Origin of the sequence: Lewinella cohaerens DSM 23179, from assembly GCF_000379805.1 — a bacterium.
Classification (GTDB): Bacteria; Bacteroidota; Bacteroidia; order Chitinophagales; family Saprospiraceae; genus Lewinella; species Lewinella cohaerens.
This window is the reverse complement of the sequence record NZ_KB903598.1, coordinates 126,057-141,981: the sequence shown is the minus strand read 5'-3', so window position 1 is coordinate 141,981 and position 15,925 is coordinate 126,057. Positions and strand designations below refer to the sequence as shown.

The window sequence follows — 15,925 nt, the reverse complement described above, 5'->3', positions numbered from 1 at the left end:
GAAAACAAGCGGCTGATTTACTCCTCAAATATCATATTGCTAATCAATCTTCTGCGCAGCCAATTCAGGATTCAATAGATCATAGAATTGATTCAGCTTAGGCAGGATGATAATCCGCGTACGGCGATTGGTAGAACGACCGGCAGCAGTATCATTACTTGCGAGGGCGTTGTACTGGCCACGACCAGCAGCAATCAGGCGATTAGGGTCTACACCATGCTGCAACTGTAATGCACGCGCTACAGAAGTCGCACGAAGAACACTCAAGTCCCAATTATCTTTTACACAAGCACTGCTAATCGGCACATTATCGGTGTAGCCTTCCACCATGATTTCCATATCAGGGCGAGACTGTACGATTTGGGCAATTTTGCCGAGTACCTCTGTTGCTCGTGCGGTAATATTGTAGCTGCCACTTTCGTAGAGCATTTTATCTGACAAGTTGATGAACACCACTGTTTTGTCAACATTGATTTCCACATCCTCGTCTTCAATACCTTTGGCCAGCACTCCTTTAAGGTTAACCGCCAGTGCCAGGTTGATCGAATCTGCTTTTGTTTTTGCCAATTGAAGCATACGGATATACTTGTCTTTGCCATCCAACTGAGACAGTGTTTCAGAAACGTTGTTATTGGCAGACTGTGACAATACGGTTAGGTTACTCAACTGCGCTGCCGTAAGATCACGTTGCGCCTGGATGTCTTTGACATAGTCTTGCAATTGCTGAATTTGGGCAGAACGGCCTTCCAACAAAGCAGTAAGGCGCACTCTTTCCTGTTCACAGGTATTAAACTGGTTGCTCAACCGGCTAATATCAACAGCACATTGCTCTTCCATCTTTGCGGCAGCGTCCAGTTCTGCCTGTAGGGCATCATACTGCTTTTTGCTTACGCAGGAAATCAACAATGGTAATACGGCAAAGATCACCAACAAGCTTTTCATAAATTTCATAGGAACTTTGAATTTTTGGGTGTGTAAGAGTAATTTAAAATATAATACATTGAGACTACAATTAGAACAAGGTGTCACTAAAAAATGTGCGATTTGCCTAATTATTATTGGCGAGTTTACATCAATAATCAGTAAAGGGACACGGTTCGCTTCGCGTACCTATGGTAGATGGTATAAGGAAAACAAGTTAAACATTAAGAGTCTTTCTACCCCATGGTTTTCAACATCCCTCTACCATCTACCTAAAATCTCTTTACCAACTTCGGCCTATGCCGAGTATCTAGCTAAGAACTTACTTCCGAACCAGCGGCAAGCGCACCTGCGAAGGATATTTCGCAGAGTGGTGTACCTTGTTATGAGCTACAACGCCTTTTGCCTCATCATAATTATTACCACCTGTGTTTAAATTACGCTCAAAGCGAGGGAAATTACTGCTAGAGACCTCTATTCTGATTTGATGCCCTTTGGCAAAGTAATTACTTGTCGAAAGTGCTGTAAGATCTACTTTGTACACCTCCCCTTCTTTCATAAACACCTCCTTGTCGTAACCTTCGCGGTAACGTACTCTTTGTATCGTCTCATCCAGGTTATAGGCACTGCCATCTGGGTAAACATCAATGAGCTTCAAGGTGAAATCGGTGTCTTTGGCGTCGGAGCTGATGTACAAAGTACACTCGACAGACCCCGTTAGCTCCACACCTTCTTCAAGGGGTGGCGTACTGTACACCAAAATATCGTTGCGGGTTTCCATTTGCTGTTGATCAAAAGATCCACCTTCTACAGCATTGCCCGTACAACAAACATTACCACCATAAGACATAATAGGGTTATGAGGATCGTAGGTAAAGCTGTCAGGACGATCCGTTTTAGGCATGGTCGTTGTCAGCTTACCATTGCCGTAAAGGCTGTTTGCTCCACCTTCGCTATCCAGGTAGTAAGTTTCCAGCTTCGAGGCTTCAGGTGGCCATTGTTTGGCCGTTTGCCATTTATTACTGCCCATAGTGTAGTAAGTCACACGGGGTGTTTCTTCCAGAATATTATTCTCTTCGCCTTTCAGCCAGTAATCAAACCATCCGTAGATCAGGCCATCATAATCGTAGCGGGCATCACCTACCGAGCGTTCTCCGACGATGGTATTCTCGGTTGCGCGGGTATAGCGGCAGTGCAGCGTGGGTGCAATAAACAAGTATTGATGATCGCGTACATCTGGTGTCGCATTCTCTCTGGCGTGGTTAAACAAAGCCAGGTTGGGCGTAATGGATACATCGTACCAACTACAGAACCAAAAACTCGGAACGGCCAATACCATATCATCATTGTAAAGTCCACCAGCATACCACGCAGGATCATTGGGCTTACGCTTGATCATATCTTCGTAAATACCCTGTGGGCCTTGCTGGTTTTCAATGATTTCGGATACGGGTAGGTGTGCCAGCCCTTCTTTCCAATCAACGCGGGGATATTCCGGCGACATATCGTAAAAGCGCTGCAAACGGCGCAGATCTTCCGAAGAAATCCCCTCCGGCAAGCGTGGCGCCATAGGGTCGTGCTGTACGGAATACAACCAGGCCGTGAAGAGCATTTGCTGCGCTCCGCCCCGGTACCAATTGCCTTGTTCGTAGATATCACCTACGCGGCCTACACCCGCACCATAGCCCATGGGCACCATTGCAGCGTGCGAAGGGTGATCCAGTGCAGCTACAGCCATTTGCCACTCTGCGGTAGAAGAACAGCCATAAGTGCCAATCTTTCCGTTGCACCATTCCTGGTCTTTCATCCAGCTAAAAGCATCGTATCCATCGGTGAGCGGCACGCCTAGGATATCCCATTTCCCTTCTGAAAAATAGCGGCCACGTTCGTTTTGCACCACATAGGCGTAGCCTCGCGACACAGCTTCATAGGCCCTGTCGTAAGTGCGCGTACGTTCTTCGCCATCACCGTAAGGGTTGAAATTGTAAGGTGTCCGCGAAAAGATAACGGGTACTTTCGCACTGCCTTTGGGGCGGTAAATGTCGGTAGCCAGGCGGATGCCATCGCGCATAGGCATCATTACCTTTTGCTCGATTTCCGCAATCTCCGCCAGTTTTTGATAAGCACTTGATTCCTGAGCAGCAAGGCTGGTGCCAGTACTACACAGTATTAAAAAGACCAATAATTTTGAAATAACTTTACTCATGAGCGTTTTGGTTTGGTATGGTTTTGAGTCTTGAAAAACGAACCTGCCTACCCGGCATAGCCAAGCAGCGGCTCCTTTTCCTTGAACGGTATTGAACCTTGGGAAGGTAAAAATTTTCGAGCAAAAATTTTCGGCAATGCAGTGAATTGGGGGGATTAGCTAATGGGTGAGATTTCCCCTAAGCTATGGTATCGTAATTTTTCAGGTTCTAGAGGTTGTGTATTAGGGGGATTGGTGGTTTGCTTTATGAGGTGGTTTTTAAGGTTTTTTTGTCTAACGATCTGGCTACGCGCCGTGCGACGAAGGACGCTTGCCACGAGACCGTTGTGTATGCCTAGTTTCAATCAATAATTATATTTTTTGTAGTAACGTTATCTTCTGATATTATCGTAATATAATACATACCACTAGGAACATCTATTAATTCTATCGGTTCTCCATTTGAATAATTCCTTTTATGATAAATATTCTTTCCTCTTGAATCTATTATATCAATATCAAATGTGGTTGTTACACCAGGTAAATAAACTCGAAAGGTATTATTGACACTAGGGTTTGGGTAAACTACAACGGTTTGAGGTGAATGAAATAATTGATCTGTAGAAGTCAACGAGGTAGTATATTTTTTCACAATAAACTGTGGTTCATTTTCTTCCCATATCTTTCCCGTTACATAGACCTCTGAATTTGATGATATTTGTATAGATGGTTGTAGACCCACTGATTCAGTTTCTGTATCAAGGAAACTCCAGAGAAGACTTCCATTCTCATTACTATATTTATTTATTAAAAACTTGTATGTGTTTAGGCCAATTAATTCTGTTCCTACTATAATTATATCCCCATCTACGTCCTGATCTATTGAATAACTAAATTGTGTATTATCTTCTCCAAGTTCATGCCTATAAGACCAGATAATATTTCCACTGTTATCGATTTTTATAGTATAAGCATCAATGTCAGAATCGAAAAAATTTGAAGCATAGACTTCCGTATGATACCCCGTAATTATTGAACTTCCATCTTCAAGAGGAAAAATTTTATGAGCTCTATCTGAAGCAGTGTTTGCAGGTAAATTTGATGGAGGCATTGTATACCATAAAAAATTACCTAAATCATCAAAACTCACTGTATTAAAGCTATGCCCAGTTAAAATAATTTCATCATTATTGGAAATTGCCATATCCATCAACATACTGATAGAATCACTTTCAATTTGATATTCAACATTCCATATATACTCGCCGTCAGAGTCATATTTTATTATACAGTAAACATTATTACCATCTCCATATCCAGCATTATAAACATAACCTTCTGAATCAACTCTCACTCTTTTACCCTTACAGATATAACCATCATTAATAGACGATTTCCGCCATTCTTCTTCTCCCGTTATTGCAGATAAGCACAGGACAAATCCATCAATAATAACAGCGCTTTCTCTTAAACTACCACAAATAAAAACCTTATCATTATAAAATGAAACAGATGCTCCTTGACTAAGTACATTTTCGCTTTCTTGAATAAATTCATTAGTCCATAATTCATTGCCATTAGAGGAGTATTTACTTACCAGAACTGTTCTTTCTTCATCCTCCCCGTAAATCCCGTTCCATCTATTGTGTAAGACATAGATGTTGTCAAGTTCATCAATTGCAAGATGATCAAATGGAAGCTCATTAGTTCCCAAATATGCTTCACCAGACAAATCCTTTCTCCATATTTCATTTCCAAATGGATCAAACTTCACCACTTTGTTTCCTCCAACAAATATAATGTCTTCATTACTATCAAGCTCTATATAAGAATTACCAGAACTCCTTTCAATTGTAGTTAGCCATTGAGAAACTAATTGTGAATACAACAAAATAGGTGCTAATATAATCAGGAAAACCAACACTAGATTTTTTATCATTTTTTATATTTTATTGGGCATAACGGGAGCGCCAACGCAGCCCGCCGATTTCCACATCGGATCGGATCGAAGATACGAAATTATCCTCACGAACATGTGACGCTCGAAGCCCACGCTCTCCTATCAGTGGGTTGACGGCGGCGCATTGTTAGCGGTATTTTTCCTTTGAGGATAACTCAATCACATAAAATCTGTGCACATCGCAAAATCAAAGTCACTTACTCTCTAATTATTTTTTTCGCATGATAAAAAGCGTAATTTTAGTTACAGTAAATTAACTTATTTTGTCATAATAAATGTATTATTTCTCTCATATCTAATGATTATTAAAGCTATTTGGGCTCAACTTTTATAGATTCTAGATAATTAAACCATCCTTCATTGATTTTACTATCATTCAAACCGATAATCTCATTATACTTTTCAAAATCTTCCTGCACCATCAACAATGTGTCCCAACCATATTCATCAACAATATAATTGATAAATAGAAATGCCCAATGATAGGAATTAGAAGTCTTAATAAATTTCTTATTTATAATTAGTTTTTGAAATTTAGGTACTTGATTCTCTTCAATCTTATCATAAATTATTTCTCTAAACAGAGTATTTAAATAAATTTGTTGTGATAGATACAATGCGATTCCCTCGGTAAATAAAAAAGGTATTTTATTGATTCTGTCTTCTCCTACTATACTGTAGGTTAAACTATGTATATACTCATGTAAAACAACTTTATTAGCACCTCCCCAATTAGTGTAGTTATTGTCAGAGGTTTTAGAGCTTCCTGGAACTACAAGTTGTATTTTATTAATGTAATGAGCACAGCCTATTCTGTGAAGACCTCTTTGGGTGTTTGTAGTATCCCATCCACAAACAAATTCCGCCAAAGCTTGAGTAGGATAAAATTCAAATTGCACTTTTCCAGAAATTCGATGATTTAAAATATCTGAAATTGAATCAGTCCTTGTAGTAAGGAAAGAATCTAATTTTACTATTTTATCTAACTCATTCACTTGAGAATAGTATACACCAATTTCACTCTCATAAATTTTGACCATATTATGATCTTCCATTATATTCGACTGAGAATATATGACGTGATTATTCAATGTAAAAAACAGCATTAAGAGAAATAATACTTTTTTCATATTCATGATTTTTATTGGAAATTTGAAAGATGATTACCAAACATATATTGGTTTCGAAAATTACAATAACATTTTTATTCTCGACTGAGAGAATTCATATTACCTTGTATTCATCATCTCTCCTAGCAATCGACAATAACATATAAATTATAGTAATTTTAATTTTTTCTTGCCGCTAACGTTTTTATAGCGCATTGCACTAAATCCCCCTATAACCACCCCTACTATTTCGTATAATGTACCCCCTGAGTGGACAAAATACGAATGTTTTGGTTTCATCTAACAAATCCTCAAAAACTAAATTACCCACTCCCCCACCTCAAAATCTAGAATAACTTATAGTCCTCCAAGGCAGGATTTGTGATTTCTAACTCGGAGGACTATATCACCTTGTATAGCATTTTCCTGAACGACTTTTTCATATCTCAATTGAATAAGTGCATCTTTGAGAAATCACAAAACATCACCATGGAAGACTTAAACATTCAAATGGAAGAAGGAGAAACCGGCGGCCGCGCGTTTATCGAAGAGCGTAGAGAGTTGCTGGCCGAAATGACCTACTCCAAAGCTGGCGATAGCCTTATCATTATTGACCATACCGACGTTGCTGCATCTATGAAAGGCCAAGGAGTTGGGCGGCTTTTGCTTGACGTCATTGTGGCGATGATTCGCAGACAAGGGAAGAAAATAATTCCGCTTTGCCCTTATGCAAAGAGTGTCTTTGATAAAGATCCGAGTATTAGGGATGTGCTGAATGGAAATTAAAACCCAAATATCTCAACTATATGCTTACCTTTGCGGTTCATTATAAGGTTCTCTGACAATTTGTGAGATTGCGTATCAGGGAAAATTTACATTAACAAACAAGTTCGTGGCCAGCTAAATGCGGCCCAACTTTCAATACTTTTCCCTACGGTTTGTCATCCCTTCTCAACGGGCCACTTCTCCAGCCGATAAGACTTAAGTGCAAAGGTATTGAGCCATTTAAACGATAAATGACATTTAATTCTCTGGGGATTATTGACCCCATCCTGCGTGCTCTTGAAGTAAAAGGGTACACAAAGCCTACTCCTATTCAGGAGCAGTCTATTCCAATTTTACTTGAAGGAAAGGATTTATTGGGCTGTGCTCAAACCGGTACTGGTAAGACCGCCGCTTTCGCTATTCCAATTATCCAACAGCTTTGCGAAGCACAACTTGATGGCCCTTATGTCATCAAAACGCTCGTCGTAGCTCCTACTCGGGAACTTGCGATACAGATCAACGATAGTTTTCGGGATTACGCCAAGTTTACGGACTTGCGTACCACCGTTATTTTTGGTGGCGTAAAGCAGGGTAAGCAGGTAGAAGTCCTACAGAAAGGTGTAGATATTTTGGTAGCTACCCCCGGTCGGCTACTGGATTTGATGAACCAAGGTTATATCAGCCTCCGTGATGTAGAATTCGTTGTATTGGATGAAGCAGACCACATGCTAGACATGGGCTTCATCCATGACATCAAGAAAATTGTGGCCAAGCTGCCGGAAAAGCGGCAATCTCTTTTCTTCTCGGCGACCATGCCTCCTGCCATTTTGGATTTATCCAGCAAGATTCTAGGCCGTCCGGAAAGAGTGACCATCAAGCCCCAACAGGCTACTGCTGAAAAAGTAGAGCAAGCAGTGTATTTCGTTGCTAAAAAGCAGAAACGCAAACTTTTGCTCCACCTTATTCAGGAAGAAAAAATGGACTCCGTTTTGGTCTTCTCTCGTACCAAGCACGGCGCCAACCGCATTGTTAAAGACCTGATCAAAGACGGTATAGGAGCAGCTGCGATCCACGGTAACAAATCGCAAACGGCCCGCCAAAAAGCGTTAAAAGAGTTTCGTCAAGGGAAGGTGCAGGTGCTCGTAGCTACAGACATTGCCGCTCGCGGTATTGATGTAGATGAACTCGCCTTTGTCATTAACTTTGACTTGCCTAACGTCGCTGAAACTTACGTGCACCGCATCGGCCGTACTGGCCGAGCTCAGGCGAGTGGTATTGCCATCTCTTTTTGCGATCAGGAAGAAAGAGCGTACTTACGCGACATCCAACGCCTGATCAAGCAGGATGTGCCTGTCGTAACGGATCACCCTTACGTTGACGATGGTACGGAAGTAAGTCCACCTTCTTCCAACAACCAACGCTCACGCGGAAACGGAGGCAACAACAACCGTCGCCGTGGCCAGGGCAATGGCTATTCAGGAGGAGGTCGATCTGGTGGAAGTCGTTCAGGCGGCGGAAATCGCCGGAGGTCTTCTAGTTCAAGGCAGCATAGCTAGAGATAGCTTATACCCGTCACTAAGTGGTCTGGGTGTAGCATTTTGAAAAACTAAAACAGGGCAAGTACTTCGGTGCTTGCCCTGTTGTGTTTCATCAAAGACGTAAGCTTCTTTTACCTGAACAAAGAATACCAACAAGATGTCTTATGGATAGAACAAGCATAGTAAACCTTACCTTATGAAACAATTCCTCCTCGTTTGTATTAGCTTATTATTTATTGGCAGCAGCTTGCTAACAGCACAAGAATGGGACGCTATAGAATATGGTACTATTGGTGCTCATTACCAACAATTAGATTTCAGTGCGTTTAATGAACAAGTCAAAGCACTCGGTTATCCCGCCTTGGAAGAAGAAATGGTAGATATCACTGGTGGTTGGACACAGCACAAAGGTGCTTGGAAAACTCATTTTGCTTTTGCCTTAGGGATCAACGAAAATTTCACAGGTGGCAACGGCCCTGAAACCAAGTACCAACACGCTGGCTTTTTGTGGAGCACCAGCTACAACCTTCTCAACGCTTCAGGGACATGGTTTGTAGGGCCAGAAATACAAATACTCCTACAAGGAGAACAGATGGTACTCTCTGGCCAAGATCAAGCTCCTAGTATTGGGTCTGCCATAGATACTGAGTATACCAAATTGACACGCTTTGGTAGCCCTGTAGATATTGGTTTAAATGTTCATCGTGCAATAAAATTCAGCCCTAACAAACCTAACTTCATGATAGTAGGCCTCCGCACTGGATACCGGCTCGATACCGATACCAGCTGGCAACTTGATCAAGCAGTAGACATTCGTGATAGTGGCATCAACCCTGGGGGCTTTTATGCCGGACTCGTCATAGGTATTCGTTTGTACTAATAAAAAGCGCCAAAGCAAGGCACAACTAAAGGTCATTTGTAACAATTTTGGATTTGCGCCAAATAATGCTTCCTGTTTTTCAAAGTTTCTATCTTTGCAGCAAATTCACACATCATGGATCGCAAAGCCTTGTTTCAGCTTATCAAAGAACGGAAATCCTTCCTATGTGTAGGCCTCGACCCCGACCCTGCTCGACTTCCTAAACATTTGGGTGAAGGCCCTTCTGCCGTCTATCGTTTTAATCAGCAGATTGTCGATGCTACCAGGGATTTGTGCGTAGCCTACAAGCCAAACACTGCTTTTTATGAAGCAATGGGCCCACAAGGCTGGGAAGTGCTCCACGCTACCCTCGAATACATTGGAGACGATCACCTCAAGATCGCCGATGCCAAACGGGGCGATATTGGCAACACCTCCAAAATGTATGCGCGAACCTTCTTTGAAACGCTTCATGCCGATGCGGTGACCGTCGCTCCTTATATGGGAGAAGACTCCGTAAAGCCGTTTCTCGATTTCCCTGAAAAATGGGTCATCCTACTTGCGCTGACCAGTAACATGGGCAGCCAGGATTTCCAGTTCACCCCACAAGAGAACGAACAACCGCTTTACGCTAAGCTGATGACCAAAGCCCAGGAATGGGCAAATCCCGACGAGCTGATGTTCGTTTGTGGTGCTACACACCCTGAGAAGTTTCGCGAACTCCGGCAGCTGGCTCCCGATAGTTTCTTCCTGGTACCTGGCATTGGTGCCCAAGGTGGTGATTTGGCTGCTGTTGCCCGTCATGGCATGAATGATCATTGCGGCTTGCTCGTCAATTCTTCGCGAGGGATCATTTACGCCGGAAATGGGGAAGACTTTGCAGCAGCAGCTCGCAAATCCGCCCAGGAACTACAACAACAAATGGTAACGGCGCTGGCCACTTACCTGCCTTAATCAGCTTTTAAAACAAACACAACAACAATATGAAAACTACACGTAATTACGCCATGCTTCTGGCAAGCCTCTTCTTTTTCAGCACCAGCTGGGCACAGATGGATGCCGGACTTAAGGAGCAACTAACCGCCTACCAGCAACAATTAATTGAACGGTCTTTTGATGCAGCAACAAATCAGCTACATCCAACCGTTTTTCAGGTAATGCCTGCTACTCGGTGGGTAGATGCCCAGCAATCGAAAGTCAACGAAGACATGGCGATGAGGACTACCAGTTTCCGGGATCTTCAAAGTTCGGAGATGATTACGGACAACGGCCAAGACTACCTGCACCTCACCGCGCTCGAATACCTGGAACTCAGTGTAGAACAGGAAAATATCAGCAAAGACCAGGTCATGATGAAAGATATCATTGCCGGGTTTGCGAAAACTTATGGGTCAGATAACGTCAAATTGCTCAATGAAAAGACCATCTTCCTTCAGCGCGATCATCAATTTATTGCCGTAAAGGCTACCGAAGCTTCTGAATGGCAGTTGATCGACTTCCCTGACGCGAATCTTGATTGGGCTTACGGAATTGTTCCGCCAGCAGTGTGGCAAGCCTTTTTTGGCGACCGCACCTTGTCGGACCAGCTTCCCTATCAGCAGGCTTTGCCTCAAGTAGCGGGTCGCTATTTTCAACTTCTCAAGGCGAAAAGTTACGAGCAAGTTCCCGCTGTAATTATCGCTCAGGAAAAAGCTACTGCCCCGTTTTTACAAGCCTACAAATCCTTTGACACCGAGGAAACCATGCTTGTTTTCCAAGGTTACAAAGTGGGTAATATCCAGCAGCAAGCTATCGCTGAGGGTAAGCGATATACTGCTTTCAGCCTACAAGTTATTATGGATATAAAAATGAAGGCAGAGGAACCAGCGGAGGAAAAAGTGCTCTTAATGAAAGCGCAATTAGAGAAAATGTATCCTGATGCGGTAAGTTATAGCGAAGAAAATGCTGCTTTCACCATCAATACCTACCTCTCCGTTATGGCGGCAGCAGACCAGCATAAAAACAATTGGCTCCTCCTTCCGGAAGATCCGCTGAACGGTTTGTCTATTCGTCAAAACATCAGCAAGGAATTGCAGCAAGCTGTGGGGTTTGATTAATGCGAGGCGAGGCTTGAATATTAGAGCGTTTTAGCAATTTGGACACCAAGCCTCACCGGTACTAGGTAAAAAGTACTTGGTATTTAGAAAGTACAGAGGAGTTAGTCTACTAAAGACCAACTCCTCTCTTTTGTTTTTTGTGTTAAGTAAGTCCTTACTTCTCCTCCGGCACAAAGCCTAATGAAACGCTATTAATACAATAACGCAATCCGGTAGGTGCAGGGCCATCATCAAAAACGTGGCCGAGGTGCCCATCACAACGAGCACATACAACTTCCGTACGAACCATGCCGTAGGCGCGATCTACATGTTCTATAACATAATTCGCCTCGATGGGCTCATAAAAGCTAGGCCAACCTGTTCCTGATTTAAATTTTGTTGCCGAAGAAAACAGCGGTAAACTACAAGCGCCACAAGTATAAACACCCGTAACCTTATTGTCCCAATACTCGCCTGTAAAAGCACGCTCTGTACCCGCTTCACGAAGCACATGAAAAGCCTGTGGGCTCAACTCTTCCTGCCAGGTTGCTGCACTTTTCTCTATCTTTTCAATAGACTTAGGAAACGTTAAGTCTGCGGCTGTTTGTGTCGTTTTAGCAACCGTCGTGGTGGAGGTCGTTTCCTTATCACTCGAAGGCTGCTGCTGCAATTGTTGGGCCTGGTTGCAAGACGTCAACGAAAAGAACATTACCAATGTGAGTAGGAGCTGATATTGATTGATCATAATGATTTTTATTTCCTGAACACTTTCCGTGTACCAATGTTGCTTGAGGGCAAATGAATGCTGAGCTAACGTCCTATTTGCGACGAATTCTCGGCTGGTTCCATTCTTCGCGCTGTGCGAACTCTACAATTTTACGGAGCATGGCCATTAGGCTAAGGAATACCAAATACCCTATCGCTACCACAATATAAATCCAACGATAGGAGCCTGCCTCACTCATGGTGAGAGAAGATAGTAGGTAGGCCACTCCGCCAGCAGCAGCGGCTAAGCCCAGGAAACAGTAAATAGAGGTTCCCCAGTATTTCATCAGCTCTTTGGCAGTAACACTGATAACACTATTAAATACTGCAAAAAGTAGCATAAACGAGGCGGCCGCCATCCACGGAAAACGCTGCGGAACCTCGGTGATTCCGATTGCCCCGACAAGCTTTGCCAGCAAAGAAATAACGACAACACCTCCCAAGGCAAAGGCTGCTTGGTAAATGGGGCTTATCGTTTTATTAAAAATTGAATTTGATTGATTATTCATAATGTACTATATGTTCAACTGTAACAGTAAAGTTAGCACATTGTTAAATAAATCATATACCATTAATGGCTTCTACACCTGAGATGTGGGGCATCCGACCTTTGATTGTTTGCTCAAGGCCGGCCTTCATGGTCATGTACGACATAGAACAATTTTGGCAGTTGCCCAGCCATTTTACCTTTACGATGTTATCGTCTGTGATGTCTACGACCTCCACGTTACCACCATCCGCAGCGAGGTGAGGGCGGACACTTTCCAAGGCAGCGTCTACTTGCGCAATCATCGCTTCTTTTTCGGTAACCGACATAGCTTTTGTTTAAGGCCTTAAGTATTGCGCAAAAAACAAATGGCGATTTTGTTTCATGCTGTTCCTCTATTGATAGAAACAAAGTTAAGCATTTAAAGTTGATAAGCGTTGCTAAGTACTTTCTATTGCTGCATCTTTACCACTTGCGTGGGATCAGCCATTTCATTGCGTAAAGCTACTTGGCGAACTACATTCTGTGCCACCTTGAGAAAAGCCTCTCTGGTAGCCGATGAAGATTCGTCTAAAACAGCAGGCCGCCCGCCATCTCCAGCTTCCCGTATTCCCTGAACCAGGGGTACTTGCCCCAATACCATCGAGTTACTTGCTTTGGCTAAAGAAGCGCCTCCTCCTTTTCCAAAAATATAGTATTTATTGTCCGGCAGTTCTGCTGGCGTAAACCACGACATATTTTCTACAACACCAAGGACGGGGATATTAATGTTTGGCAAGAAGAACATATTCATAGCCTTTACGGCATCGGCAAGTGCGACTTCTTGTGGGGTTGTAACCATTACAGCTCCAGTAACAGGAACCGTTTGCACCAAAGTCAACTGAATATCACCTGTTCCCGGAGGCAGGTCTACGATAAGGTAATCCAGTGGCGGCCATACCGTATCATTGATAAATTGCTTGATGACACCGCTCAGGCGAGGCCCTCGTAAAACCACGGCTTGCTCTGGCTCGATAATAAACCCAATTGACATGGTAAAGATGCCATGCGCTTCGAGTGGCGTAATTTTGGGCTGCCCATGAATATCTTGAATTTTGGGTCTTTGCCCTTGCAGTCCCATCATCGTAGGGATAGAAGGACCATAAAGGTCGGCATCAAGAAGCCCTACTCTCGCTCCCAGTGCTTTCAGTCCGAGCGCCAAGTTGGTGGCAACGGTAGACTTGCCCACGCCTCCTTTACCACTGGCCACCGCAATGATGTTCTTTACATGTGGCAGCGGGCTGGTACTTTCTTGAGCTTCTTCCGTACGCGCCATCATGTGTACGTGTACATTGGCCTCTGGATAATGCTGCAGGATAGCCTCTTGGCAAGCAAAATTCAGTTGCGACTTGTATTCGTTATTCAAACTCGGAAGTTCCAGTGTAAAACGAACAGCATTACCTTCCACTTCAAGATCGCGAACCCTGTTAGCAGTGATTAAATCCTGCCCGGTATGAGGGTCCTTCACTTTTGCGAGGGCGCCTACAATAGTACTATTATCAATATTCATGCTGCAAAGTTAAGTCTTGATAATTAGAAAAGGAATTTTAATTGGTAGCAAAGTCAGGATCTTTGACGCTGCGACAATAATCATATCCATGATGATGCTTGAAAACAGAAAAAAACGCTAAAAGTTGGCTAAATTTGGGCTCATTCATTCCATAGACTTGTTCTGCTGGGGCAGAGTGGTGGGAAAATTGATGCATTATCGACCACGCGAAGTCTTTTTTGAGGAGCCTAGCCATAGCTAAGCGACTCAAAAAAGACACAGTGTGGGAACTCCGAGGACCGTAGGGACGATCACCGAAGGTAACATAAGGCGCAATTTGGCCCCGATATGATCCCAACAGAACAAGTCTAGTATAGTAAAAACTATGGCGCAGCTTCCTGTTGCTTTTCAAGCTCAAATGCAAGATATCCTTGCGGAGGACTATCCCATTTTTGCGGCCAGTCTGGAAACAGATACTCCGGTGAGTCTGCACCTCCATCCATTAAAAAAAGGTGCCCAATTTCCTGAGGAAGAAGCAGTCCCTTGGCACCAAGAGGGGCGCTACCTTGCCGAACGCCCTTCCTTCACGCTTGACCCTTTGTTTCATGCTGGCGCCTACTATGTTCAGGAAGCCAGTAGTATGCTGATAGGTGCTGCGTTTCGGCAATGCTTTACTGGTGATCGGCCCTTGCGGGTATTGGACCTGTGTGCGGCTCCCGGCGGCAAGAGTACGCTGCTGACCTCTCTTTTGCCGGAGGGCAGTTGGTTGCTCGCCAATGAGGTAATTCGGAGTCGGTATCAGATTCTGCGCTATAACCTCAGTAAGTGGGGTTATGCCAACACCTTTACCGCCAACCACGATGTAGAGGACTTTAAAAAGCTGGCCGGTTTCTTTGATCTCGTTTTGGTAGATGCCCCTTGCTCCGGAGAAGGCTTGTTTCGAAAAGACCAAGCCGCGCGGCAGGAGTGGTCGCCGGAAAATGTAAACCTCTGTGCCGCACGGCAGGGGCGTATCCTCAAAACGGCGGCGGAATTAGTAGCCCCCGGGGGTGTTTTACTCTACAGCACCTGCACTTACAACCTACAAGAAAACGACGAAAACGCCGCCTGGCTAGCCAACGAGAGTGGTTTAATGCATAAAGATCTGGACTTCCCTGCTCAGTGGGGTTTGGAGAAACGTGCTTACGGCTACCAAGCCTACCCTCACCGCATTAGAGGAGAAGGATTCTTTTTGGCTGCCTTGCAAAAGCCCGAAACCGAAGCACAAGCAAAATTTAAAGCCACTCCCTTCCGTAAATTACAAACCGTTGACCGCAAACTGGAGGAGCTTGCAAAACCGTGGATAGCGCCTGATGCCAACTACCACTATTTCACCTCTGGCAAAGGAAGCTGGCGAATACTAAACGATCATTTGCTGGAAGATGCACAAATTCTTTCCCAGCATCTAAATCGCCTCGAAGTCGGTACGATTCTTGGCGAACCCAAAGGCAAGCAACTTGTCCCCAGTCCAGAATGGGCCCTACAGCTCAACTGCCGTGCCGATCTCCCTCACCTCGAAGTTGACCGCAACACGGCACTGGAGTTTTTGCGCAAAGCTACTCCCCCACTCCCTGGCCTACCGAAGGGCTGGGTGCTCATTCGCCACCAAGGCCTCAACCTGGGCTGGGTAAAAGGCTTGGGCAACAGGTACAACAACTACTACCCCAAGCAGTGGCGCATCAGGATGGGATAAG

The 15,925-nt window shown here is 44.0% G+C and carries 14 protein-coding genes; 6 read left to right on the top strand and 8 right to left on the bottom strand.

Features of this window, described 5'->3' with window-relative positions:
• Positions 1-39: 39 nt before the first annotated feature.
• The 4 genes from A3EU_RS31955 to A3EU_RS0126200 all read right to left on the bottom strand — a co-directional run bounded on the left by A3EU_RS31955 (position 40) and on the right by A3EU_RS0126200 (position 6,196).
• Positions 40-951 carry an OmpA family protein gene (locus A3EU_RS31955; RefSeq protein ID WP_020539158.1) on the bottom strand — a complete coding sequence of 304 codons (912 nt, stop codon included), beginning with the start codon at positions 949-951 and terminating at the stop codon, positions 40-42.
• 292 nt (positions 952-1,243) lie between these two features.
• Positions 1,244-3,127: a CocE/NonD family hydrolase gene (locus tag A3EU_RS0126210; RefSeq protein WP_020539157.1), complete on the bottom strand. Its 1,884-nt coding sequence runs from the start codon at positions 3,125-3,127 to the stop codon at positions 1,244-1,246.
• A gap of 340 nt (positions 3,128-3,467) precedes the next feature.
• A complete protein-coding gene (locus tag A3EU_RS0126205) occupies positions 3,468-5,045 on the bottom strand; it encodes a T9SS type A sorting domain-containing protein (RefSeq protein ID WP_020539156.1) in 1,578 nt (525 codons plus the stop codon).
• A 332-nt stretch (positions 5,046-5,377) separates the two neighbouring features.
• Positions 5,378-6,196, bottom strand: coding sequence for a gluzincin family metallopeptidase (locus A3EU_RS0126200; RefSeq protein ID WP_156825912.1), 819 nt, complete (start codon positions 6,194-6,196; stop codon positions 5,378-5,380).
• Positions 6,197-6,664: 468 nt separating this feature from the next.
• Here A3EU_RS0126200 and A3EU_RS0126190 point away from each other — a divergent pair, with 468 nt between their 5' ends.
• The 5 genes from A3EU_RS0126190 to A3EU_RS0126170 all read left to right on the top strand — a co-directional run bounded on the left by A3EU_RS0126190 (position 6,665) and on the right by A3EU_RS0126170 (position 11,433).
• A complete protein-coding gene (locus A3EU_RS0126190) occupies positions 6,665-6,961 on the top strand; it encodes a GNAT family N-acetyltransferase (protein ID WP_020539154.1) in 297 nt (98 codons plus the stop codon).
• A 230-nt stretch (positions 6,962-7,191) separates the two neighbouring features.
• Positions 7,192-8,496: a DEAD/DEAH box helicase gene (locus A3EU_RS0126185; RefSeq protein WP_020539153.1), complete on the top strand. Its 1,305-nt coding sequence runs from the start codon at positions 7,192-7,194 to the stop codon at positions 8,494-8,496.
• Between the two features lie 178 nt (positions 8,497-8,674).
• Positions 8,675-9,358 (top strand): hypothetical protein, encoded by a 684-nt coding sequence (locus A3EU_RS0126180; RefSeq protein ID WP_020539152.1) that lies wholly within the window; start codon positions 8,675-8,677, stop codon positions 9,356-9,358.
• A gap of 114 nt (positions 9,359-9,472) precedes the next feature.
• Complete coding sequence (pyrF, locus tag A3EU_RS0126175) at positions 9,473-10,291, top strand: orotidine-5'-phosphate decarboxylase (RefSeq protein WP_020539151.1); 819 nt, start codon at positions 9,473-9,475, stop codon at positions 10,289-10,291.
• 29 nt (positions 10,292-10,320) lie between these two features.
• Positions 10,321-11,433, top strand: a complete 1,113-nt coding sequence (locus tag A3EU_RS0126170; RefSeq protein ID WP_020539150.1) for a hypothetical protein — start codon at positions 10,321-10,323, stop codon at positions 11,431-11,433.
• Between the two features lie 154 nt (positions 11,434-11,587).
• On the opposite strand, the gene msrB is transcribed toward A3EU_RS0126170, so the two are convergent.
• The 4 genes from msrB to A3EU_RS0126150 all read right to left on the bottom strand — a co-directional run bounded on the left by msrB (position 11,588) and on the right by A3EU_RS0126150 (position 14,213).
• Positions 11,588-12,157 carry a peptide-methionine (R)-S-oxide reductase MsrB gene (gene msrB, locus A3EU_RS0126165; protein WP_020539149.1) on the bottom strand — a complete coding sequence of 190 codons (570 nt, stop codon included), beginning with the start codon at positions 12,155-12,157 and terminating at the stop codon, positions 11,588-11,590.
• A 73-nt stretch (positions 12,158-12,230) separates the two neighbouring features.
• The gene (locus A3EU_RS0126160; RefSeq protein WP_020539148.1) at positions 12,231-12,686 is read right to left on the bottom strand and encodes a hypothetical protein; all 456 of its coding nucleotides are present in this window, start codon (positions 12,684-12,686) and stop codon (positions 12,231-12,233) included.
• 52 nt (positions 12,687-12,738) lie between these two features.
• Positions 12,739-12,993, bottom strand: coding sequence for a NifU family protein (locus A3EU_RS0126155; RefSeq protein ID WP_020539147.1), 255 nt, complete (start codon positions 12,991-12,993; stop codon positions 12,739-12,741).
• 122 nt (positions 12,994-13,115) lie between these two features.
• Positions 13,116-14,213, bottom strand: coding sequence for an Mrp/NBP35 family ATP-binding protein (locus tag A3EU_RS0126150; RefSeq protein ID WP_020539146.1), 1,098 nt, complete (start codon positions 14,211-14,213; stop codon positions 13,116-13,118).
• Positions 14,214-14,577: 364 nt separating this feature from the next.
• Here A3EU_RS0126150 and A3EU_RS0126140 point away from each other — a divergent pair, with 364 nt between their 5' ends.
• A complete protein-coding gene (locus A3EU_RS0126140) occupies positions 14,578-15,924 on the top strand; it encodes a methyltransferase RsmF C-terminal domain-like protein (RefSeq protein ID WP_020539144.1) in 1,347 nt (448 codons plus the stop codon).
• Position 15,925: the final 1 nt, after the last annotated feature.